Raw genomic sequence first — 19,829 nt, forward strand, 5'->3', positions numbered from 1 at the left:
CGAATATGACTGACAACAAGAGCCGTCCGGCCGCGGGCATCCTGGGCACCAAGCTCGGCATGACCCAGGTCTTCGACGAGAAGAACCGCGTCGTTCCCGTGACCGTCGTCAAGGCGGGCCCGAACGTCGTTACCCAGATCCGCACCGTGGAGCGCGACGGCTACTCCGCCGTCCAGGTCGCCTACGGCGCGATCGACCCGCGCAAGGTGAACAAGCCGGTCTCCGGCCAGTTCTCCAAGGCCGGTGTCACCCCCCGCCGCCACATCGCCGAGCTGCGCGTCGCCGACGCGTCGGCCTTCGAGGTCGGCCAGGAGATCAACGCCGATGTCTTCGAGGCGGGCTCCTACGTCGACGTGACCGGCACCTCCAAGGGCAAGGGCTTCGCGGGCACCATGAAGCGCCACGGCTTCCGTGGCCAGGGTGCCTCGCACGGTGCGCAGGCCGTGCACCGTCGTCCGGGTTCCATCGGTGGTTGCTCCACCCCGGGCCGCGTGTTCAAGGGCATGCGCATGTCCGGCCGGATGGGTAACGACCGCGTCACCACGCAGAACCTCTCGGTCCACAAGGTGGATGCCGAGAACGGTCTGCTGCTGATCAAGGGCGCGATCCCGGGCCGCACCGGCGGCGTCGTGATCGTCAAGAGTGCAGTGAAGGGTGGTGCCCGGGCATGAGCACCGAGACCAAGACCAACCTGACGCTCACGGTCAAGGCCGCTGGCGGCAAGACCGAGGGCACCGTCGAGCTCCCCGCGGAGATCTTCGACGTGACCGCGAACATCGCGCTGATGCACCAGGTCGTCGTGGCCCAGCAGGCCGCGGCTCGCCAGGGCACGCACGCCACCAAGACCCGCGGCATGGTCCGCGGTGGTGGCAAGAAGCCGTACCGCCAGAAGGGCACCGGCCGTGCGCGCCAGGGTTCGACCCGTGCGCCGCAGTTCGCCGGCGGTGGCACCGTCCACGGCCCGCAGCCGCGTGACTACACCCAGCGCCTGCCCAAGAAGATGAAGGTCGCCGCGCTGCGTGGCGCTCTGTCGGACCGGGCTCGCAACGAGCGCATCCACGTGATCACCGAACTGGTTGCGGGACAGACCCCGTCGACCAAGTCGGCCAAGTCCTTCCTCGCCGAGCTGTCGGACCGGAAGAACATCCTGGTCGTCGTCGGCCGTGAAGATGTCACCGCGTGGAAGAGCGTGGCGAACCTGCAGGGCGTGCACCCGATCGCCCCGGACCAGCTGAACACCTACGACGTTCTCAAGAGCGACGAAATCGTGTTCTCGGTCGAGGCGCTCAACGCCTTCGTGCACGGCCCCGCCGAAGCTGCACAGGAGGAGAGCAAGTGACCACCATCGCCGATCCCCGCGACATCCTGCTCGCGCCGGTGATCTCCGAGAAGTCCTACGGACTGATCGAAGAAGGCACCTACACCTTCCTGGTGCACCCGGACTCGAACAAGACGCAGATCAAGATCGCCGTTGAGAAGGTTTTCGGTGTGAAGGTCACGAGCGTCAACACCGCCAACCGTCAGGGCAAGCGCAAGCGGACCCGCTTCGGTTACGGCAAGCGCAAGGACACCAAGCGCGCGCTCGTGACCATCTCGGCCGACAGCAAGCCCATCGAGATCTTCGGAGGCCCGGTCGCGTAAGCGGCTGGAGCTCCAGAAAGTAGAGAAGAACTCATGGCAATCCGTAAGTACAAGCCGACAACCCCGGGCCGCCGCGGTGCCTCGGTCTCGGACTTCGCCGAGATCACCCGCTCGACCCCCGAGAAGTCGCTGCTGCGTCCGCTCACCAAGACCGGTGGCCGTAACGCGCAGGGCCGCATCACCACTCGTCACAAGGGTGGCGGCCACAAGCGCGCCTACCGTCTGATCGACTTCCGTCGACTGGACAAGGACGGCATCCCGGCCAAGGTCGCGCACATCGAGTACGACCCCAACCGCACCGCCAACATCGCGCTGCTGCACTTCGCCGACGGCGAGAAGCGCTACATCATCGCGCCCAAGGGCATCGCCCAGGGCACGAAGATCGAGTCGGGTGCCGGCGCGGACATCAAGCCGGGCAACAACCTGCCGCTGCGCTCCATCCCGACCGGTACCACCGTTCACGCGGTGGAGCTGCGTCCGGGCGGCGGCGCCAAGCTGGCTCGTGCCGCGGGCATGTCCATCCAGCTGCTGGGTAAGGAAGGCGCCTACGCCGTCCTGCGTATGCCCTCCGGTGAGATCCGTCGCGTCGACGTGCGCTGCCGCGCCACCATCGGCGAGGTCGGCAACGCCGAGCAGTCGAACATCAACTGGGGTAAGGCCGGCCGTATGCGGTGGAAGGGCGTTCGCCCGACCGTCCGTGGTGTGGTCATGAACCCGGTCGACCACCCGCACGGTGGTGGTGAGGGTAAGACCTCCGGTGGTCGCCACCCGGTCTCCCCGTGGGGCAAGCCCGAGGGCCGCACCCGTAAGCCCAACCGTCCCAGCGACAAGCTCATCGTCCGCCGCCGCGGCAAGAAGCGTTAAGGAGGAGGTTAGACATGCCACGCAGCCTGAAGAAGGGCCCGTTCGTCGACGAACACCTCCTCAAGAAGGTGGACGTCCAGAACGAGAAGGGCACGAAGCAGGTCATCAAGACCTGGTCGCGTCGTTCCACCATCATCCCGGATTTCATCGGCCACACGTTCTCGGTCCACGACGGCCGCAAGCACGTGCCGGTGTTCGTGTCCGAGAACATGGTTGGACACAAGCTCGGTGAATTCGCGCCGACTCGCACGTTCAAGAGCCACGTCAAGGAAGATCGGAAGAGCAAGCGGCGATGAGCACTGAAACTCAGAACCCGACCGCGCGCGCGACCGCCAAGCACGTTCGCGTGACGCCGATGAAGGCCCGCCGAGTCGTGGACCTGGTCCGTGGCCGCCGTGTCGAGGATGCGCTGAACATCCTGAAGTTCGCGCCGCAGGCCGCGAGCGAGCCGGTCGCCAAGGTGGTGGCCTCGGCCGCCGCCAATGCGGAGAACAACCTCGGCCTGAACCCGGCCACGCTGGTCATCTCGACCGCGTACGTCGACGAGGGCGCGACCATGAAGCGTTTCCAGCCGCGTGCCCAGGGCCGCGCGTTCCGGATCCGCAAGCGCACCAGCCACATCACCATCGAGGTCGAGAGCGTGCCCACCGCCGGCGCTGCCACTCGTAGCCGCCGGAAGGGAGGGGCAAAGTAAATGGGACAGAAGATCAATCCCCATGGCTTCCGCCTCGGTATCACCACCGACTGGAAGTCGCGTTGGTACGCGGACAAGCAGTACGCGGACTACGTGAAGGAAGACGTCGCGATCCGCAAGCTCCTCGCCACCGGCATGGAGCGGGCCGGCATCTCGAAGGTCGAGATCGAGCGCACCCGTGACCGCGTGCGTGTGGACATCCACACCGCGCGCCCGGGCATCGTGATCGGCCGTCGTGGCGCCGAGGCCGACCGCATTCGCGCCGAGCTGGAGAAGCTCACCAAGAAGCAGGTTCAGCTGAACATCCTCGAGGTCAAGAACCCCGAGTCGGATGCGCAGCTGGTTGCTCAGGGTGTGGCCGAGCAGCTCTCGAACCGTGTGGCGTTCCGTCGCGCGATGCGCAAGGCCATCCAGTCGGCCATGCGTTCGCCGAACGTCAAGGGCATCCGTGTGCAGTGCTCCGGCCGTCTCGGCGGCGCGGAAATGTCGCGCTCGGAGTTCTACCGTGAGGGTCGGGTGCCGCTGCACACGCTGCGCGCCGACATCGACTACGGCCTGTACGAGGCGAAGACCACCTTCGGCCGCATCGGCGTGAAGGTCTGGATCTACAAGGGCGACATCGTCGGCGGCAAGCGTGAGGTCACCGCGGTGGCCCCGTCCGGCCGCGAGCGTGACGACCGCCCGCGTCGCGAGCGTCCGAGCCGTCCCCGTCGCAGCGGTGCCCAGGGCACCACCGCGACCAGCACTGAGGCCGGGCGTGCCGCGACTGCTGTCGCGGAGGCTCCGGCAGAGAACCAGGAGGGCTGACCTATGTTGATGCCCCGCAAGGTCAAGCACCGTAAGCAGCACCACCCGAAGCGCTCCGGTATGGCCAAGGGCGGCACCGCGGTTTCGTTCGGCGAGTTCGGCATCCAGGCTCTGGAGCCCGCCTACGTGACCAACCGTCAGATCGAGTCCGCTCGTATCGCGATGACCCGCCACATCAAGCGTGGCGGCAAGGTCTGGATCAACATCTACCCGGACCGCCCGCTCACCAAGAAGCCGGCCGAAACCCGAATGGGTTCCGGTAAGGGTTCGCCGGAGTGGTGGATCGCGAACGTGAAGCCCGGTCGGGTCATGTTCGAGCTTTCTTACCCGAACGAGGAGACCGCTCGTGAGGCCCTGCGCCGCGCGATGCACAAGCTCCCGATGAAGTGCAGGATCGTGACCCGAGAGGAGCAGTTCTGATGGCTACTGCCAATCCGGCCGCAGAGCTCCGCGAGCTCGACAATGACGCGCTCGTCGCGAAACTGCGCGAATCCAAGGAAGAGCTGTTCAACCTGCGCTTCCAGATGGCGACCGGCCAGTTGCAGAACAACCGGCGCCTGCGTGTGGTCCGCCACGAGATCGCGCGCATCTACACGGTCATGCGTGAGCGCGAGCTCGGCCTGGCCTCCGGTCCTGAAGGCAAGGGAGACGCGGCATGAGTGACGCCAAGGGCCCGGCCAAGACGCCGGCCAAGCAGGAGGAGCGGGGCCAGCGCAAGGTGCGCATCGGCTACGTCGTCTCCGACAAGATGACCAAGACCATCGTGGTCGAGCTGGAAGATCGCGTGAAGCACAAGCTTTACGGCAAGATCATCCGCACCACCTCGAAGGTGAAGGCCCACGACGAGAACGAGATCGCCGGTGTCGGCGACCGCGTGCAGCTGATGGAGACCCGTCCGCTGTCCGCCACCAAGCGGTGGCGTCTGGTCGAGGTCCTGGAGAAGGCCAAGTAAGCCTGCTCCATGACTTCGAACAAGTCATAGAACAGTGGCGCGCGTCCCGAAAGGGAAGCGGGCCACTGTGTTTTGCGGGTGTGGGCGGAGTGTTTCGTGGGTGTCGCCGGACTCCGCTCCCCTTTGGGCCACCGTGGTTCGGGGGATACGTCGCATATGTGTGGTTGTTTTTCTGTGGGTCGATAGGTTCTATGCGCGCCCCCGCTCGAGTGTGATCAAACCGAAACCCGGTATATCCGAACGGAATTGGCGTGTCGCCCCGGTGAGGCGCTAGTTTTGTCTGGCTATGAGGGATGCTGCAACAACTTCCGGGGCTTGGCGGATCGACGACCGGACCGCGGTGACATTCCGCGATGCGGCGGTGGGCTGGGCTCTGGCCGCCCACGAGGTGCTGGCCGAATGCGCCTCCGGCTACGGCCATTTCGTGACCATCAATGAGCTCGCCGAGCGGGTGCAGGAGATGTCGGGCATCCGTACCGACGCCCCCACCCGCACCTGGATGGACGCCATCCTGCGCAAGGTCGCCCGCCGCTGCCACAATGCCGGCGAGCCGCCACTGACGGCATTGTGCGTCAAGCAGAACCACAAGGTCAGCGACAGCTACAAGTACGTGCTGGAGCTGGCCCACCTGCCCGTCCCGGCCGACCTCGAGGTGCATGCCGCCTACGCCCGCTGGCAGTGCTACGCGGCCTACGGCGCGGACATCCCCTCCGACGGCGGCATCCCGCCCCTGATCCCGCGCAATGGCGGCGCGCCCCGCCGGGTCACTCCGGCCGGCCCGGCCTCTACCCCGAAGCCGGAACCCGAGGCTCGCAAGGCGGTCTGCAACTCCTGCTTCACCGAACTCCCCGCCAACGGCGTCTGCTACTACTGCTGACGCGGTCGAGCCGGAACTCGAAGGCCCGCTTCCCCCGGAGCGGGCCTTCGCGTCTCCAGAGTCGTCACGCGTCCTTGTGGCAGACCGCCTCCAGCATGATCCCGTCGAAGCCGGTCCAGAAGGTCGCGTAATAGGGCGGCGGGTACTGCGGGAATTCCTGTGGCGCGTGCAGTATTTCGTCCCCGCGCCCGGCCGCCCACTCGTGCACCCGCCGTACCGCCGCGCGCGTGGGCACCATGAACGCCAGGTGCTGAAGTCCCGGCAGCGCCCGCGAATACTCACCCGACGCCGCCGGGTAGAAGAACACGTAGGTACCGATCTTCCGGGCCGCGGGCCAGTAGGCGAACTGGGTGTCGTCGGCCAGCAGCGGTTCGTAGTCCAGCAGCGGCATCAGTTCGTCGTAGTACTTCCGCGCACCCGCCAGATCGCTGACATTGATCCCGAGATGTCCGAGAGGCATGCCCCGAACCTACGTCCGGAACTTGTTGCGGTGTCCGGAATTGGTCGCACAATTGCCGCTGCGGATACCGACACATGTCAGTCCCGAGTGGCGTTGCGGTACTAGCCGGCCTCTTTCTGGAACCAGGCGAGCAGGTCTGACTCGGTGGTGATCGAGGTCGGGGGAGCTCCTGCGGGCGTGGCGCAGTACTCGCGCATCATGGCCCGGCTCTCGAGGATCGCGAGCAAACAGGGCGGATGGTCGTCGGGGTGGGACGAATCGCCGGGGGACGGGTAGCAGGCGAACCGTCCGACCGGCTGATTCTGCTGGGTCCAGACGCTGTCCTGCCCCGGTCGGCCGTTGCACGCATGGCCCCCGTGCTGATTGATCGTGTCCTGGTATATCGACTGGGCGTCGTCGGCGGTGGGATAACTCAGGAACGCTGCGCTGGGGTAGTTCACCGGTGTGTCACAGAGGATTTCCGCCTGCGCCGGTTTCGCCGGATCCGCGTGCCGGCAGTTCGCGCGGGTGAAGTCTCGCCCGAGCATCGACAGCAGTTCTTTGTCGCCGGAGGTGAATACGTCAGGGTCGTTCGCCTCGTCTGGAGTCCGGAACGGCCGATAACCCCGCGCCGCGTCGTAGTCGCGCAATTGTTCGGCGAGAGGTGAAGTCCACTCGGCGGGCGCGTAGAAGAAAATGCTGACCGCGAGGTCGGGTTCGTCGGTCACGATCAGCACCGAGGTGGCCGGGCTGACCGAACGATTGAAGCCACACGCTTTGCGGCCCACCGGCTTGCGCAGATCGTCGAGGGCGGGCGCGTCGGGTCCTGGCGGGTCGCCCGGGCAGTTGCCTGCGTGCAGAAGCCGACTCGTCCTTTGGTAGAAGTCGGCCAGTTTGTCGCCGTTGGCGAATCGGAAGAACCGCGCGAAGGGCGCGCCCGCCGCCTTGTTGGTATCGCAGGCGATATGGGCGATCTGGCCCGGGTCCGGGTCGGCATGGCCGCAAGTGCTGCGGTGTCTGCCGTTCGTGGCGATCAGCCCGAGCAATTCGATGTCGGGCCCGCGGAGTGCTTGCGCGTCGGCGATAGCGTGTCCGGGCACACCTCCGGTGACGAAGTGCCACCCGCCTACCGCTACCGTGCAGGCGATAGCCACTGCGGCGGCTGTCGCCGGTATCGCCCATCTCCGATCGCGGAATCTGCGCCGCGCCCAGCCGAAACGGCGTTCGGGTGTCCGGGTTTTCGGCGGGAGCGGCGGCTCGGGTTTGCCGAACAGCGCTGCCGGTGCTGTCGTCCTGTCGGCATGCGGTGATACCTCGCTGTCCGTCCGCGCGGCCTCGTTGCCGCGCGCCGGCGTCGTTGCCGGTACGGTCGCGCCGACCGTGGGGGAGCCGGGATCGGTGGCTGGTTCGGCGCCGTCACCGGCCGGCGGCGTTGCCGTGCCGGTGGGGTTGACGTCGAGCCAGTGGGCGGCCGCGACGGCGATGGCGCGGCTGTCGTCGTCCAGGAGTCGGGTGATGGCGTCGCGGACGCGGGACCGGACAATGGCGCCGCCGGTGCGGTGCAGCTGGTCCAGGTCATCGAGCGCGTTGCGCCGATCACGGACGGCCGGACTCTCGAGTGCGGTTCGAATATGTTGCGGTACTTGCCAATTGCGGTTGCGGGCCAGGAGGGTGCGGCCTTCGATATTGTCTTGTTTCTTGGGCCGCTGGCGGGGGCGTTCGGCGACGACATGGTCGTGTACGTAGCTGTAGAGCTCGTCGACGGTGATGTCGCCGTCCTGGTCGAGGTCGGCGCCGCCGTCGCGCAGACCGGCGACGAGGTGCCGGGTGAACACCGACTGCGTCGCCTGCCCGTGGGGAGTGTTGCCCTCGAAGGCGAACTGGGTGGCGTCGGAGGCGGTGAGCACGGTCCGGCCGCGTCCGCTGAAGGTTTCCAGGGCGTGGACCTGGTCGTCGGCCTTGGCGATGGTGCCGACGGGGAAGGCGCCGCTGTAGCAGCAGTCCAGGATCAGCACCTGACGGTTGGAGTCGCATCCGGTCATGGCGTAGTCGATCTGATCGGCGGGGACCGAGGTGAACAGGGGGTTGAGCGGGCGGGTGTCGGTCATCGCGAGGTAGAGCTTGCCGGCGTCGTCCTTGAGTCCGTGCCCGCTGAAGTACAGCAGCGTCAGATCATCGCGCCGCCGGTCCGAGAAGAAATCGCCGATCGCGGCACCGACCACGTGGTGCGGCTGGTTGATCAGGGTGGTGACCTCGAACCCGCCGATCGTGGGGTCGGCCAGCACCTCGGCGAGTGCCTCGGCGTCGTGCGCGGGTGCGGTCAACTGCCGCAATCCGGGATCGTGGAACGTGTAGGTCGCCACTACCAGGGCGAATCGGCCGGTCATTGCCGTCACCCCGCCACGACGCCGCCGTGGCGGCGAATATAGGCGTCGACCAGTGCGCGCTGCTGGTCGTTGCTCGCGGCCTCGAGCTCGATGCTCTCGCCGTCGATCGTGACCGTCACCCGGTGGGTGCCCGGGTGGCGGCCCAGCCAGTCCCGCACCGTCTCGATCAGGGTGGTGAACACTCCGCCGGAAGCACTCAGCGCCAGCACGATCGCGCCGATCGTGACGGGGTCGGCCACCTTGGTACCCGGGGCCGTTCCGGCGCTGTCCCGCGCCAGCGCCGCCGATTCGACGCCGTCCATCGCGGCCAGCTCCGCTCGCAGCATCCGGGTCTGCCCGTCCAAGCGCTCGTCGTCGATCTCCGTGGCGGCCATCGATACTCGAACTGTCACGCCGCGGTGGTCGTTCTGCGCGATACCCATCGGAAACCTCTTTCCCGCCTGGGCGGCCGACGCCGACCAGGATGTGAATCGACAAGACCGATTCTCATCGCTCGTATCCGGCGTCTCACGGGTACGCGACTACCCGAACCTGGCAAAACGGGCAATGCGGCTCGCGCAATGTCATCACCCGCAGCGGGATGCTGCTGGCCATCGCCCGCGCGGCGCACCGAGTCCGTTGTGGCACAACAAGATCGACAACCTACGAGCCGACCCTTCGCTGCGTGATGTAGGTAGCCGACTACTTGCGGACGGCTATCGCAGGGCTCCGCGACGCGGGCCGGTCCTGGGAATCAGGCTGGGGTGCGGAGGGATTCGAGGGTGTGGACGAGCGGTGCCAGTTCGGGATTGCGGGAGGCCGCGGTGAGCGCCTCCCGGAGGGCGGTGGCATTGGTGGGGCGGGCCGCCTCGAGGAGTTCGTGGCCGGCGTCGGTGACCTTGGTGTAGATGCCGCGGCGGTCGTGGGGGCAGAGGTAGCGCGCGAGAAGGCCGCGGTCCTCGAGCCGGGTGACCAAGCGGGTGGTGGCGGATTGGGAGAGCACGACCGCGTCGGCCACCTGTTTCATCTGGAGCATGCCGCCGTCGCCGTCGTGTTGGCGGGAGAGGACGTCGAGCAGGGAGTATTCGCGGACGCTGAGGTCGTGGGCCGACTGGAGGGCGCGTTCGATGTGGGCCTCGATCGTGCCGTGCAGCAGCGAGAGGGCGCACCAGCCCTGGGCCAGGGTGGTCATGGCGGGATCGGTGGCTGTCATCGCGTTTCCTCGGGTCGGAGGGACTCCCACCAGGATAGACCAACTCCGCAATAGCCAGCGCTTGCAAGTAATATGCGTGTGCAACTATTGTTGACGCACGTAAAGCGCTTCTGCAACTCTTTGCTCGGAAGGTGTATCCATGCCACTCGCGCTGCTCGCCCTCGCCATCGGGGCCTTCGGGATCGGCACTACGGAATTCGTGATCATGGGCCTGCTGCCCGAGGTCGCCGGGGACTTCGGCGTCTCCATCCCGACCGCCGGCTGGCTGGTCACCGGCTATGCGCTGGGCGTCATGCTCGGTGCGCCGGTGATGACCGCGCTCGGCACCAAGATCTCCCGCAAGCGCATGCTCATGCTGCTGATGGGATTGTTCATCGTCGGAAACCTGTTGTCCGCCATCGCTCCGGTCTTCGGGGTCATGCTGCTGGGCCGGGTGGTCGCCTCGCTGGCGCACGGCGCGTTCTTCGGCATCGGCTCGGTGGTGGCCGCCGATCTGGTGGCGCCGGACAGGAAGGCCGGGGCCATCGCCCTGATGTTCACCGGCCTCACCGTCGCCAATGTGGTGGGCGTGCCGCTGGGCACCCTGGTGGGCCAGACCGTCGGCTGGCGCAGCACGTTCGCGGTGGTCGCCGCGCTGGGCGTGGCCGGTCTGGTGGGCGTGGCCAAGCTGGTGCCGGACCTGCCCAGGCCGGAGGGCGTGCACCTACGGCACGAACTGGCCGCCTTCAAGAACATTCAGGTGCTGCTGGCCATGGCCATGACGGTGCTGGGTTTCGGCGGCGTGTTCGCGGCCATCACCTATATCGCCCCGATGATGACCGAGGTGACCGGTTTCGCCGACGGGTCGGTGACCTGGCTCCTGGTGCTGTTCGGCCTCGGCATGTTCGCCGGAAACCTGGTGGGCGGCAGGTTCGCCGACCGGGCGCCGATGCTCATGCTGGTCGCGCCGCTGGCGGGGCTCGCGGTGGCGCTGGGTCTGTTCACGGTGACCGCGCACGACCGGATCGGGGCCGCCGTGACGATCTTCGTGATCGGCGTGCTCGGCTTCGCGACGGTGCCGTCGTTGCAGAAACGGGTGCTCGATCAGGCGCACGCGGCGCCGACGCTGGCCTCCGCCATGAACATCGGCGCGTTCAACCTGGGCAATGCCATCTCGGCGTGGCTGGGCGGGCTGGTGATCGCGGCCGGATTCGGTTACACGGCCCCGAACTGGGTCGGTGCCGCGCTGGCGGTTTCGGCGCTGCTGCTGGCCTGCCTGTCGGAGGCGCTGGAGCGCCGTGCCGCACAGCAGTTTTCGACATTCCAGACGAACCAGGCGTACCGTACCGTCCATTCTTGAGCGCTTGTCCGCGCCGCGCTAACCTCGCCGACGTGCCCGGATTCGGTCACGGCTAATCGAGCGCGATCGGTGAGTTTGCATGCTCGACAATGTTTTACGGATCGCCATAGTTGGAGTGGGACCGCGGGGTCTGAATGTTTTCGAACGCATTTGCGCCAACGCTCGGCAGTTAGGCATCTCGGCCGGCGTCGAACTGGTGCTCATCGATTCGACGCGGGTCGGTACCGGCGCGGTCTGGCGCACCGACCAGCCCGCGCACCTGCTCATGAACACGGTCGCCGAGCAGGTCACCATATTCACCGACGACACCGTCGAGATGGCCGGCCCGGTGGAACGCGGCCCCAGCCTCTACGAATGGTCGAACTTTCTGGCGAAGATCGGCAATTTCGCGGGCCTGCCCGGCGATGCTTTCGGTGCGGCCCTGCGGATTTCCCCGGAGAGCTATCCACCACGCGCCTTCTATGGCCATTACCTGCGCTGGGCCTTCGAGCGCACCCGCGACAGATACGCCGATTGGGTGCGAGTACGCGAAATCGTGGCAACCGTGGTGGATATGCGCGAGGGCCCCGGCGGGTTCCAGGAGCTGGAACTCGATACCGGCGAACGCGTGCGCGGATTGCACGCGGTGGTGCTCACCCAGGGCCACCTGGCCGAAGCGCCGCCCGGCACGTCCGGTTTGCTCGCCGGCACCGCGGATCGCCTGGGCCTCACCTACATTCCGCCCGGCAATGCCGCCGATGTGGACCTGGACCGTATTCCCGAGGGGGACCCGGTCATCATCCGCGGCCTGGGTCTGACCTTCTTCGACTACCTCGCTCTGCTGACGGTGGGCCGCGGCGGCCGGTTCAAGGAGTCCGAGGCCGGGCTGGAATACGTCGCCTCGGCCCGGGAGCCGCTCATCGTCACCGGCTGCCGCCGCGGCGTCCCGCATCACGCGCGCGGCGAGCATCAGAAGGGGGTGGCCGGCCGCTACGAGCCGTTGCTGCTCAATGCCGACCGCATCGCCCGATTACGCCACCGCGCACGGAAATTCGGCGACGTCTCCTTCCGCCGCGACGTCTGGCCGCATATCGCGCGCGAGGTCGAATCGGTCTACTACACCCGCCTGATCGCGGACCGGGTGAGCCCGCACCGCCTGGCCTCCTTCCGCGACCGCTACCTGATCGCCCCGACCGCCGAGGACGCCGAGGAACTGCTGAACCGCTTCGGCGTGCCCCCGCAGGACCGCTGGAACTGGAGCACACTCGCCGACCCCACCGGCGGCCGCTGCTTCACCGATCCCGCCGATTTCCACGCCTGGCTGCTGGCCTACCTCGACGCCGATGTGCAGCAGGCGCGCCTGGGCAATGTGCACGGCCCGGTGAAGGCGGCCCTGGATGTCCTGCGCGACCTGCGCAATGAGGTCCGGCTGGTGGTCGACCACGGTGGCATCGCGGGCTCCTCCTACCGCGACGACCTGGATCGCTGGTACACACCGATGAACGCCTTCCTGTCCATCGGGCCACCGGCGCAACGGATTTCGGAACTGGCGGCACTGATTCGCGCGGGTGTGGTGCGAGTCGCCGGTCCCGGCATGCGGGTCCGGGCGGACGCCAGGCACGAGTGCTTCGTCGTCGATTCACCCCTGGTGGGTGATTCGGTGGCGGCGGCACAGACTCTCATCGATGCCTGGATGCCCGCACCGGACCTGCATCGCACCGCGGATCCGTTGCTGCGCAACCTGTTGCACCGCGAGGAGGTGCGCGGCTACGTCATCGCCTCCCCGGACGGCAGCCGCTATCGCACCGGTGGCCTGGCGCTCGCGCCGGGTTCGTTCCATCCGGTGGACACGATCGGGCGAATCCACCCGCGCCGCTACGCCTTCGGAGTGCCGACCGAGGCGGTGCGCTGGGTGACGGCGGCGGGCGCGCGCCCCGGGGTCAATTCGGTGACGCTGGCCGACGGCGATGCCATCGCCCGCGAGATCCTCACCGCCCACCGGTACGAGGGCCCGGCGATCTCGCCGGATCAGTATGGGGTGCAGCGGCATTCCGAACTCCGGCACGACAGTGAAAGGCACGATGACATGGCGTTGGAATGCGGTCTGCTGGCACCCGTCGGGGTGGGCGCGCCGGTGGAGTCCCTGCTGAGCGACGACGCCTGGATCGAGGCCATGCTGGAGGTGGAGCTGGCGCTGGCGCGGGCCGAGGCCCGCCTGGGCATGGTGCCCGACACCGTCACCGATCATCTGGCGGTGGCGGTCCGCGAGCACGCGTTCGACGCCCGCGAGATCGCCCGGGCCTCGCGCGGCGCCGCGAATCCGGTGGTGACCTTCGTGGAGCGCCTGCACGACGCGGTGGCGGACGTGGATCCGGTGAGCGCGAACTACGTGCACTACGGCTCCACCAGCCAGGACATTCTCGATACCGCGACCATGATGATCGCCGCCCGGGCGCTGGCCGTGCTGATCGCGGACCTGGACACCATTGTCGCCTCCCTGGCCGAGCTGGCGCGCCGCCACCGCACCACCCCGATCGCCGGCCGCACCCTCGCCATGCACGCGGTGCCGACGACCTTCGGCGCGAAGGTGGCGGTGTGGATGCAGGGCCTGCTCGACGCCCGCGAACGCCTGGACCGCGTGCGCGGCACGCTGCCGGTCCAATTGGGCGGCGCGGCGGGCACTTTGGCGTCCTACATCGAATGCGCGCGCTGCGCGGATTCGGAACTGTCGCAGGCGCCCGCCGGCGAGATCATGGAGCGCCTCACCGGCGAGTTCGCCGCGGAACTCTCCCTCGCCGTGAGCGCCACCCCCTGGCACACCGTGCGCACCCCGATCGCCGATCTGGCCGCGGCGCTGGCCCTCACCTCCGGCACCCTGGGCAAGCTGGCCGTGGACGTGATCTCCCAGTCCCGCACCGAGACCGCCGAACTGTTCGAGCCCGCCGCCCCCGGCCGTGGCGAATCCTCGGCCATGCCGCAGAAGCGAAACCCGGTGCTGAGCACCATGATTCGCGCGGCGGCGCTGCAGGTCCCCGCGCTGGCCTCGACGCTGTTCGGCGCGCTGCTGGCCGAGGACGAGCGTCCCGCCGGCGCCTGGCACGCCGAATGGCAGCCGCTGCGCGAATGCCTGCTCCTGGTCGGCGGCGCCGCCCATACCGCGGTCGAACTCGCCGCGGGCCTGATGGCCGATGCCGACCGCATGACCGAGAACCTCGCGCTCACCGAGGGGCAGATCGTCGCCGAACGCCTCTCGATCCGCCTGGCCCCCTTGCTCGGCAAGCCGATCGCCAAGAAGGCTCTGCAGGCAGCCTCTTTCGAGGCGCGGACCACTACCCGGCCGCTGGCCGACATCCTCGCCGAATGCCCCGATATCGCCCTGCACCTGACCAAACCCGAACTGGCCGAACTCCTCCGCCCCGAGAACTATCTCGGCGCGGCCCCCGACCTGGTCGACCGGGTGCTGCGCCGGATCTGATCCGATTCGGCGGTGGCGGAAGGGAGTTCAGCGCAGATGACCGGGCCGGGGCGTCGCGTTCAGTTGCCGAAGCGGTTCTTGGGCGGGCGGTTGGAGGCGGCGCGGCGGGCGGCCTCCTTCTCCTTGACGCGCTCGGCTTCCTTGCGGACCGCGACCAGATTCTCCCGTTCGCGGAGCAGCCATTCGGGCGGGTCGGCGAGCAGGGCCGCGATCTCGTCCGCGGTGAGTGCGTCGGCGACGCCGGCGCGGGCCAGACCGGAGTTGGAGATGCCCAGCTTGCGGGCCACCACATCGCGCGGGAAGGGGCCGTTGGCCCGCAGCTCGAGCAGCCACTGCGGGGGATCGGTGCGCAGTTCCTCGAGCTGGGCGCGGGTGACGGGTGAGTTCCGGAACTCCGCGGGGGTTGCCGGGAGGTAGATGCCGAGTTTGTTCGCCGCGGTGAGCGGCTTCATGGTCTGGGGGTTCTTGTCCGGGCTCACCGATCAAGGGTATCGGGCGGGTGAGGTGAACCTGCTGGCCGGTGCAATACCGTGGACGCCATGAGCCGGTTGGAGTCCATCGATCTGACGCGCCTGCGCTGGTTCGTCGCGGTTGCCGAGGAATTGCATTTCGCCCGGGCGGCGCGTGGCCTCGGTATTTCGCGGCAGCGCTTGAGCGGGACGGTCATCGAGCTGGAGGAAGAGCTCGAAACCAGACTGTTCGTGCCGGGCGCGCAGCCCACCCGGCTGAGCGAGGACGGGCGGGTGCTGCTGGACGAGGCCCGCGCCCTCATCGCGGCCGCCGCGGCCGCGGAGCCGGAGCCGGCACCGGCCGCGGCGGACCGCCTGCGCGTCGGCTTCGTCCCGGGCGTGACCGTCACCAAATGGGAGCGTATCTGGCGCGAGCGGTTCCCCGAGGTCGCGCTGGAGCTGATGCCGATCCCGATGAAGGAGCAGGAGCAGGCCCTGCGCACGGACGCGGTCGACATGTGTTTCGTGCGGCTGCCCATCGAACGCGATGGGGTGAGCGCGATTCCGCTCTACCGCGAGGTCCCGGTCGTGGTCGTCCCCAAGGATCATCCGATCGCCCTGTTCGATCAGGTCGCCACGGCCGATCTGGCCGATGAGCGCATGCAGGACGCCGCCGACCTGGACGACGCCGCCATGACCATGGAGCTGGTGGCCGCGGTGAGCGGGGCGGCCATCGTGCCGCACTCGATCGCCCGCCTGCACCACCGCAAGGACCTGGTCTACCGGACCGTCACCGATGTGCCCGAGACCGAGATCGCGCTGGCCTGGCCCGCCGACCGCACCACCGAGCTGGTGGAGGAGTTCGTGGGCGTGGTGCGCGGCCGCTCCCGGCGCAGTTCCCGTTCGCCGTCCGGTCAGCAGCCGGACAAGCCTGCGCGGCAACAGAATTCGCCCAGGCGGACGGGTGCCGCCAAGGCGGGTGGTACGCGCGGTCAGGCCGGGGGGAAGAAGCCGCAGACCGCCGCGAAGTCGAAGCAGGGCGGTGCGAAGAAGCCGGGCAAGCGGCGCGGGCGCTAGCGCGCGGACGACCCACGAGGGCCCGCCTCCCGTTCGGGAGGCGGGCCTTTTCGTGTCCGGATGCTCAGGGAAGCATCTGGAGAAAGTTCAGGGTCGAGTCAGGGTTGCGCTATACGTATACGTCTACTTATAGTGACTGAAGGCGGGGAATGACCGTCCGGAACCCTGAGAAGTGCAGCGGCACAGCGGGTATCGACCCACAGCGCCGTGCTGTACACGCATGCCCATATGCGCATTCACTGATGATTTGGAGCACCCCATGGCCCTCGATATGGACAAGTCCAACGACGACCCGCAGGACGCCCCGGCGCCGGAGGCCCCGGCCGCGACCGGCACCGACCTGGTGCCCGACCCGCTGCCCGAGGGCATGCGCGAGATCACGCTGCGCGTCGGCCCCGGCGGTGGCCGCACCCAGCGCTTCGTCGGCCGGTTGCTGGCCGAGGCCCAGCACGTGACCAAGGAGGGCAGCGAGTCCGTGCAGGTCTTCCTGAGCCGCAAGGGCAAGCTGGTCGTCCACCGGCACTATGTCGAGTGGTCGGATTTCGCCCAGGCCTCCAAGAACGCCGCGCGCGAGCGGAAGGAGGAGTTCCTCACCGCCCGAAACAGTTCCGACCAGTCGGACCTTGCGGTGTTCACGAACTGGGCCAAGGGATTTAAGAACTGGCGCGAATTCCTCGGCCTGGGTGAGGATGGCTACGGCGACTTCACATTGGAGATCGTGGACTCGCTCGCGGAACTGCGTGACCGCATTCCGGCGAAGGTCTATCGCATCGTCGCCGACGTGGTGGAGAACCCCTCCTCGCAGGTCCTCGACATCTGAATAACGCGGCCGAACCCGGAAAGGACTTCTCCCGCATGTTCTCCCGCTTGGGACGCTTCGTCGTCCGATTCCCGTGGCTGGTGATCGCCGCGTGGGCGATCGCCATTGTCGCGGTCGTCGCCACCGCGCCGAAGCTCACCGCCACCACCGACCAATCCGACTTCCTGCCTTCGCATTACGAATCCATCCAGGCAGCGAAGTTGCAGCAGCAGGCATTTCCCAACAGCAATACCCCCGCTGCGCTCATCGTCTTCGAACGCTCCGACGGAGCCCCGATGACCGATGCCGACTCGACCGCGGTGACCGCCGCCGCGACCAAGCTGTCGGAGCGGAACATCAAGGATGTCACCGGAATCCAGGCGGTGCCCCCGGCGGAGAATCGGGCGGTCGAGGTGGTCGCGGTCCAGATGACCAAGGTCACCAGCGCCAATGACACCCATCAGTCCGACGCGGTGAAGTCCCTCCGGGACGCGCTGAAGGAACAGGTGAACGGCACCGACCTGAAGGCCGGCATCACCGGCACCGCCGCGCAGACCCTGGATCAGCAGGATTCCAGTACCAAGGGCCTGATCATCATCGGTGTGGCGACCGTGGTGCTGATCCTGGTGTTGCTGCTGCTCATCTTCCGCAGCCCGATCATCGCGCTGCTGCCCATCCTGGTCATCTTCATCGCGGTGTCCCCGCTGGCCAGCGGTCTGATCGCGATCGCCAGCAACACCTTCGACCTCAAGATCGACAGCTCGGTGCAGTCACTGCTGGTCGTGGTGCTCTTCGGCGTCGGTACCGACTACATCCTCTTCCTGATGTTCCGCTTCCGGGAGCGCCTGCGCGCCGGTGAGGACGCCAAGACGGCCGTGGTCAGCGCGGTCACCCGGGTCGGTGAGGCCATCACCTCGGCGGCCGCCGCGGTGATCATCGCCTTCGGCGCGCTGACGCTGTCCACCCTGGGCATGTTCCGGTCCATGGGTATCGCCCTGGCCATCGCGGTCGCGGTGGCGCTGCTGGCCGGGCTCACGCTCATCCCCGCGATCGTTTCCCTGTTGGGCACCAAGGTTTTCTGGCCTTCGAAGGCCTGGCAGGTGGAGCCGACGGGTGCGCGGTTCGCGGCCGTGGGCGGCGCGCTGGGCAAGCGGCCGGGCCTGTTCGCCGTGGCGTCCGGTGGTGTCCTGATCGCCCTGGGCGTCTTCGCCTTCGGCTTCAATCCGACCTTCGACCTGAGTTCGGGTTCGACCTCGGGCAGCTCCGAATCCGTGGTCTACGGCAAGGAACTGCTCAAGGGCATGCCCGCGGGCAGCACCCAGCCCTCGCAGGTGTATCTGCGCAGCGAGCACGGCGCGCTGAGCGCCGACGAGCTGAACGCCTTCGGCGCGGCGCTGCACGTCCACGGTGTGGGCGAGGTGGGTCCGCAGCCGGCACTGTCGGCGGACAAGACGGTCGCCGAATATCAGGTGACGCTGTCCGACAAGCCGGAATCCGATGCGGCCCTGAAGACCGTGAAGGGTCCGCTCCGGGATGCCGCGCATGCGGCGGCCCCGGTCGGCACCTCGGCGGTGGTGGGCGGCATGACCTCGGTGTTCGTCGACTTCCAGCACGCCATGAACCGGGACTACACGGTGGTGTTCCCGGTGGCGGCCATCCTGATCATGATCGTGCTGGCCCTGCTGCTGCGCAGCGTGGTGGCGCCCTGGTACCTGATGGCCTCGGTGTTCCTCGGCTTCGCCGCGACGCTAGGTTCGGCGGTGCTGGTCTTCCAGCATCTGCAGGGCGATTCGGGTCTGATCTTCACGCTGCCGCTGATCATGTACCTGTTCGTGGTCGCCCTCGGGACGGACTACAACATCCTCATGGTCGCCCGGTTGCGTGAGGAGGCGCGAGAGGGCCACGACCCGCACCGCGCGGCCGCCCTGGCCCTGCGCCACACCGGCCCGACGGTGGCGGCGGCCGGTGTCATCCTGGCGGGCACCTTCGCCTCGATGATGCTGGCGGGCAACGACACCCTGTCGCAGATGGGCTTCGCCATCTCGGTCGGCATCGCCATCGCCGCGTTCGTCATGGCGATGTTCTTCACCCCCGCGGTGACCGCGCTGATCGGCCGCCGCGCCTGGTGGCCGGGCCACGGCGGTGATGCGGAACAGCAGCAGCCGCAGTGGGACACGGAATGGACGCCGTCCGATGTGGTGAGTGACGCTCGCCGCTGACGATCCGAGTTTGCTCCGAACGGGCCGGCCCGCTTCCCCTCCGGGGAGGCGGGCCGATCTCGTTGCTGCGATCATGCCGCTGACCTGCATGGGACCGCGTCTGACAGAAACGTGTTTCAGTATTTTCGCAAAAGTGCCACGGAATGAACTGGACAACCGATACAGTTCGCCGGACCGCATCGAAGCGGGTTGGCACCAAGGAGTTGAAGACATGACAGTGTCCCTGAGCAAGCGCATCGCCCGGCGGGCCGGCGTCGGCCTCACCGCCGTCGCCGCGATGGCCTGTTCCGTGGGCCTGACCGCCTCCACCGCCTCGGCCGTCCCCACCGGCCTGTCGGTGAACGCCCGCAATATCTACATGGGCTGCGTGTACCAGATCACCGCGACCTATGACAGCTGGATCCAGGCCTGGTTCTACGACAATGGCGCGATCATCTCGGGCAGCCCGATCACCCCGAGCAACGGGCAGGCCACCATTCAGTGGACCCCGCACAGCGCGGGCACCCACACCCTGTCGACCCTGCAGGGTTCGGCCTGGGAGCTGAAGGTGAACGTCCTCGAGCCCACCCTCACCGGCAGCGCCACCTGCGGCGCGGGCCCGCTGGGTTTCCTCGGTTCGTAGCAGAGCTTCCCTCCCGG

At 67.8% G+C, this 19,829-nt stretch carries 22 protein-coding genes; 17 read left to right on the top strand and 5 right to left on the bottom strand.

Going from position 1 to position 19,829, the window contains the following annotated elements:
- Window positions 1–5 precede the first annotated feature (5 nt).
- From rplC to ACFXKA_RS02240, 11 genes are all read left to right on the top strand, one after another.
- On the top strand, window positions 6–671 hold the full coding sequence (gene rplC, locus ACFXKA_RS02190) for a 50S ribosomal protein L3 (protein WP_354830589.1): 666 nt from the start codon (window positions 6–8) through the stop codon (window positions 669–671).
- Window positions 668–1,339, top strand: a complete 672-nt coding sequence (gene rplD / locus ACFXKA_RS02195) for a 50S ribosomal protein L4 (protein ID WP_354830586.1) — start codon at window positions 668–670, stop codon at window positions 1,337–1,339. The genes rplC and rplD overlap by 4 nt, the downstream gene beginning before the upstream one ends.
- Window positions 1,336–1,641: a 50S ribosomal protein L23 gene (rplW, locus tag ACFXKA_RS02200; protein ID WP_014981657.1), complete on the top strand. Its 306-nt coding sequence runs from the start codon at window positions 1,336–1,338 to the stop codon at window positions 1,639–1,641. The genes rplD and rplW overlap by 4 nt, the downstream gene beginning before the upstream one ends.
- Before the next feature lie 33 nt (window positions 1,642–1,674).
- Window positions 1,675–2,505: a 50S ribosomal protein L2 gene (rplB, locus tag ACFXKA_RS02205; RefSeq protein ID WP_354830583.1), complete on the top strand. Its 831-nt coding sequence runs from the start codon at window positions 1,675–1,677 to the stop codon at window positions 2,503–2,505.
- Window positions 2,506–2,519: 14 nt separating this feature from the next.
- Window positions 2,520–2,801, top strand: a complete 282-nt coding sequence (gene rpsS, locus ACFXKA_RS02210) for a 30S ribosomal protein S19 (RefSeq protein WP_019931198.1) — start codon at window positions 2,520–2,522, stop codon at window positions 2,799–2,801.
- A complete protein-coding gene (rplV, locus tag ACFXKA_RS02215) occupies window positions 2,798–3,199 on the top strand; it encodes a 50S ribosomal protein L22 (protein WP_040855202.1) in 402 nt (133 codons plus the stop codon). Before rpsS ends, rplV begins: the two co-directional genes overlap by 4 nt.
- Complete coding sequence (rpsC, locus tag ACFXKA_RS02220) at window positions 3,200–4,006, top strand: 30S ribosomal protein S3 (RefSeq protein WP_354830580.1); 807 nt, start codon at window positions 3,200–3,202, stop codon at window positions 4,004–4,006.
- 3 nt (window positions 4,007–4,009) lie between these two features.
- Window positions 4,010–4,426 (top strand): 50S ribosomal protein L16, encoded by a 417-nt coding sequence (gene rplP / locus ACFXKA_RS02225; RefSeq protein ID WP_040804212.1) that lies wholly within the window; start codon window positions 4,010–4,012, stop codon window positions 4,424–4,426.
- Window positions 4,426–4,665: a 50S ribosomal protein L29 gene (rpmC, locus tag ACFXKA_RS02230; protein WP_040855205.1), complete on the top strand. Its 240-nt coding sequence runs from the start codon at window positions 4,426–4,428 to the stop codon at window positions 4,663–4,665. The genes rplP and rpmC overlap by 1 nt, the downstream gene beginning before the upstream one ends.
- Window positions 4,662–4,958 (top strand): 30S ribosomal protein S17, encoded by a 297-nt coding sequence (gene rpsQ, locus ACFXKA_RS02235; RefSeq protein WP_354830578.1) that lies wholly within the window; start codon window positions 4,662–4,664, stop codon window positions 4,956–4,958. Before rpmC ends, rpsQ begins: the two co-directional genes overlap by 4 nt.
- A 286-nt stretch (window positions 4,959–5,244) precedes the next feature.
- The gene (locus tag ACFXKA_RS02240; protein WP_379425473.1) at window positions 5,245–5,835 is read left to right on the top strand and encodes a hypothetical protein; all 591 of its coding nucleotides are present in this window, start codon (window positions 5,245–5,247) and stop codon (window positions 5,833–5,835) included.
- Between the two features lie 64 nt (window positions 5,836–5,899).
- On the opposite strand, the gene ACFXKA_RS02245 is transcribed toward ACFXKA_RS02240, so the two are convergent.
- The 4 genes from ACFXKA_RS02245 to ACFXKA_RS02260 all read right to left on the bottom strand — a co-directional run bounded on the left by ACFXKA_RS02245 (window position 5,900) and on the right by ACFXKA_RS02260 (window position 9,853).
- Window positions 5,900–6,295, bottom strand: a complete 396-nt coding sequence (locus ACFXKA_RS02245; RefSeq protein ID WP_379425475.1) for a VOC family protein — start codon at window positions 6,293–6,295, stop codon at window positions 5,900–5,902.
- Window positions 6,296–6,396: 101 nt separating this feature from the next.
- Window positions 6,397–8,661, bottom strand: a complete 2,265-nt coding sequence (locus ACFXKA_RS02250; RefSeq protein WP_379425477.1) for a caspase family protein — start codon at window positions 8,659–8,661, stop codon at window positions 6,397–6,399.
- Between the two features lie 5 nt (window positions 8,662–8,666).
- On the bottom strand, window positions 8,667–9,083 hold the full coding sequence (locus tag ACFXKA_RS02255; protein WP_379425479.1) for a hypothetical protein: 417 nt from the start codon (window positions 9,081–9,083) through the stop codon (window positions 8,667–8,669).
- A gap of 311 nt (window positions 9,084–9,394) precedes the next feature.
- On the bottom strand, window positions 9,395–9,853 hold the full coding sequence (locus ACFXKA_RS02260; protein ID WP_354830568.1) for a MarR family transcriptional regulator: 459 nt from the start codon (window positions 9,851–9,853) through the stop codon (window positions 9,395–9,397).
- A 139-nt stretch (window positions 9,854–9,992) separates the two neighbouring features.
- Here ACFXKA_RS02260 and ACFXKA_RS02265 point away from each other — a divergent pair, with 139 nt between their 5' ends.
- Both ACFXKA_RS02265 and ACFXKA_RS02270 read left to right on the top strand, forming a co-directional pair.
- Window positions 9,993–11,192, top strand: a complete 1,200-nt coding sequence (locus ACFXKA_RS02265; RefSeq protein ID WP_379425481.1) for an MFS transporter — start codon at window positions 9,993–9,995, stop codon at window positions 11,190–11,192.
- A 79-nt stretch (window positions 11,193–11,271) separates the two neighbouring features.
- Window positions 11,272–14,646, top strand: a complete 3,375-nt coding sequence (locus ACFXKA_RS02270; RefSeq protein ID WP_379425483.1) for an FAD/NAD(P)-binding protein — start codon at window positions 11,272–11,274, stop codon at window positions 14,644–14,646.
- A 59-nt stretch (window positions 14,647–14,705) separates the two neighbouring features.
- Here the strand turns inward: ACFXKA_RS02270 and ACFXKA_RS02275 are convergent, their stop codons facing one another.
- On the bottom strand, window positions 14,706–15,125 hold the full coding sequence (locus ACFXKA_RS02275) for a DUF5997 family protein (protein WP_354830563.1): 420 nt from the start codon (window positions 15,123–15,125) through the stop codon (window positions 14,706–14,708).
- Between the two features lie 60 nt (window positions 15,126–15,185).
- Between ACFXKA_RS02275 and ACFXKA_RS02280 the strand changes: the two genes are divergently transcribed.
- From ACFXKA_RS02280 to ACFXKA_RS02295, 4 genes are all read left to right on the top strand, one after another.
- Window positions 15,186–16,172, top strand: coding sequence for a LysR family transcriptional regulator (locus ACFXKA_RS02280; protein ID WP_379425485.1), 987 nt, complete (start codon window positions 15,186–15,188; stop codon window positions 16,170–16,172).
- Between the two features lie 259 nt (window positions 16,173–16,431).
- Window positions 16,432–16,992, top strand: a complete 561-nt coding sequence (locus tag ACFXKA_RS02285; protein ID WP_379425486.1) for an EXLDI protein — start codon at window positions 16,432–16,434, stop codon at window positions 16,990–16,992.
- A gap of 35 nt (window positions 16,993–17,027) precedes the next feature.
- Window positions 17,028–19,190 carry an MMPL family transporter gene (locus ACFXKA_RS02290; protein WP_379425488.1) on the top strand — a complete coding sequence of 721 codons (2,163 nt, stop codon included), beginning with the start codon at window positions 17,028–17,030 and terminating at the stop codon, window positions 19,188–19,190.
- Window positions 19,191–19,401: 211 nt separating this feature from the next.
- Window positions 19,402–19,812 carry a hypothetical protein gene (locus ACFXKA_RS02295; protein ID WP_354830556.1) on the top strand — a complete coding sequence of 137 codons (411 nt, stop codon included), beginning with the start codon at window positions 19,402–19,404 and terminating at the stop codon, window positions 19,810–19,812.
- The last annotated feature ends 17 nt before the right edge of the window (window positions 19,813–19,829 follow it).

Source organism: Nocardia sp. NPDC059228 (genome assembly GCF_042754245.1).
Lineage (GTDB): Bacteria > Actinomycetota > Actinomycetes > Mycobacteriales > Mycobacteriaceae > Nocardia.

Excerpts from the sequence above, each read along its gene's own strand:
- rplC (WP_354830589.1), top strand. The coding sequence starts at position 6 with ATGACTGACAACAAGAGCCGTCCGGCCGCGGGCATCCTGGGCACCAAG.
- rplD (WP_354830586.1), top strand. The coding sequence starts at position 668 with ATGAGCACCGAGACCAAGACCAACCTGACGCTCACGGTCAAGGCCGCT.
- rplB (WP_354830583.1), top strand. The coding sequence starts at position 1,675 with ATGGCAATCCGTAAGTACAAGCCGACAACCCCGGGCCGCCGCGGTGCC.
- rpsS (WP_019931198.1), top strand. The coding sequence starts at position 2,520 with ATGCCACGCAGCCTGAAGAAGGGCCCGTTCGTCGACGAACACCTCCTC.
- rplV (WP_040855202.1), top strand. The coding sequence starts at position 2,798 with ATGAGCACTGAAACTCAGAACCCGACCGCGCGCGCGACCGCCAAGCAC.
- rpsC (WP_354830580.1), top strand. The coding sequence starts at position 3,200 with ATGGGACAGAAGATCAATCCCCATGGCTTCCGCCTCGGTATCACCACC.
- rplP (WP_040804212.1), top strand. The coding sequence starts at position 4,010 with ATGTTGATGCCCCGCAAGGTCAAGCACCGTAAGCAGCACCACCCGAAG.
- rpmC (WP_040855205.1), top strand. The coding sequence starts at position 4,426 with ATGGCTACTGCCAATCCGGCCGCAGAGCTCCGCGAGCTCGACAATGAC.
- rpsQ (WP_354830578.1), top strand. The coding sequence starts at position 4,662 with ATGAGTGACGCCAAGGGCCCGGCCAAGACGCCGGCCAAGCAGGAGGAG.
- ACFXKA_RS02240 (WP_379425473.1), top strand. The coding sequence starts at position 5,245 with ATGAGGGATGCTGCAACAACTTCCGGGGCTTGGCGGATCGACGACCGG.
- ACFXKA_RS02245 (WP_379425475.1), bottom strand. The coding sequence starts at position 6,295 with ATGCCTCTCGGACATCTCGGGATCAATGTCAGCGATCTGGCGGGTGCG.
- ACFXKA_RS02250 (WP_379425477.1), bottom strand. The coding sequence starts at position 8,661 with ATGACCGGCCGATTCGCCCTGGTAGTGGCGACCTACACGTTCCACGAT.
- ACFXKA_RS02255 (WP_379425479.1), bottom strand. The coding sequence starts at position 9,083 with ATGGGTATCGCGCAGAACGACCACCGCGGCGTGACAGTTCGAGTATCG.
- ACFXKA_RS02260 (WP_354830568.1), bottom strand. The coding sequence starts at position 9,853 with ATGACAGCCACCGATCCCGCCATGACCACCCTGGCCCAGGGCTGGTGC.
- ACFXKA_RS02265 (WP_379425481.1), top strand. The coding sequence starts at position 9,993 with ATGCCACTCGCGCTGCTCGCCCTCGCCATCGGGGCCTTCGGGATCGGC.
- ACFXKA_RS02270 (WP_379425483.1), top strand. The coding sequence starts at position 11,272 with ATGCTCGACAATGTTTTACGGATCGCCATAGTTGGAGTGGGACCGCGG.
- ACFXKA_RS02280 (WP_379425485.1), top strand. The coding sequence starts at position 15,186 with ATGAGCCGGTTGGAGTCCATCGATCTGACGCGCCTGCGCTGGTTCGTC.
- ACFXKA_RS02285 (WP_379425486.1), top strand. The coding sequence starts at position 16,432 with ATGGCCCTCGATATGGACAAGTCCAACGACGACCCGCAGGACGCCCCG.
- ACFXKA_RS02290 (WP_379425488.1), top strand. The coding sequence starts at position 17,028 with ATGTTCTCCCGCTTGGGACGCTTCGTCGTCCGATTCCCGTGGCTGGTG.
- ACFXKA_RS02295 (WP_354830556.1), top strand. The coding sequence starts at position 19,402 with ATGACAGTGTCCCTGAGCAAGCGCATCGCCCGGCGGGCCGGCGTCGGC.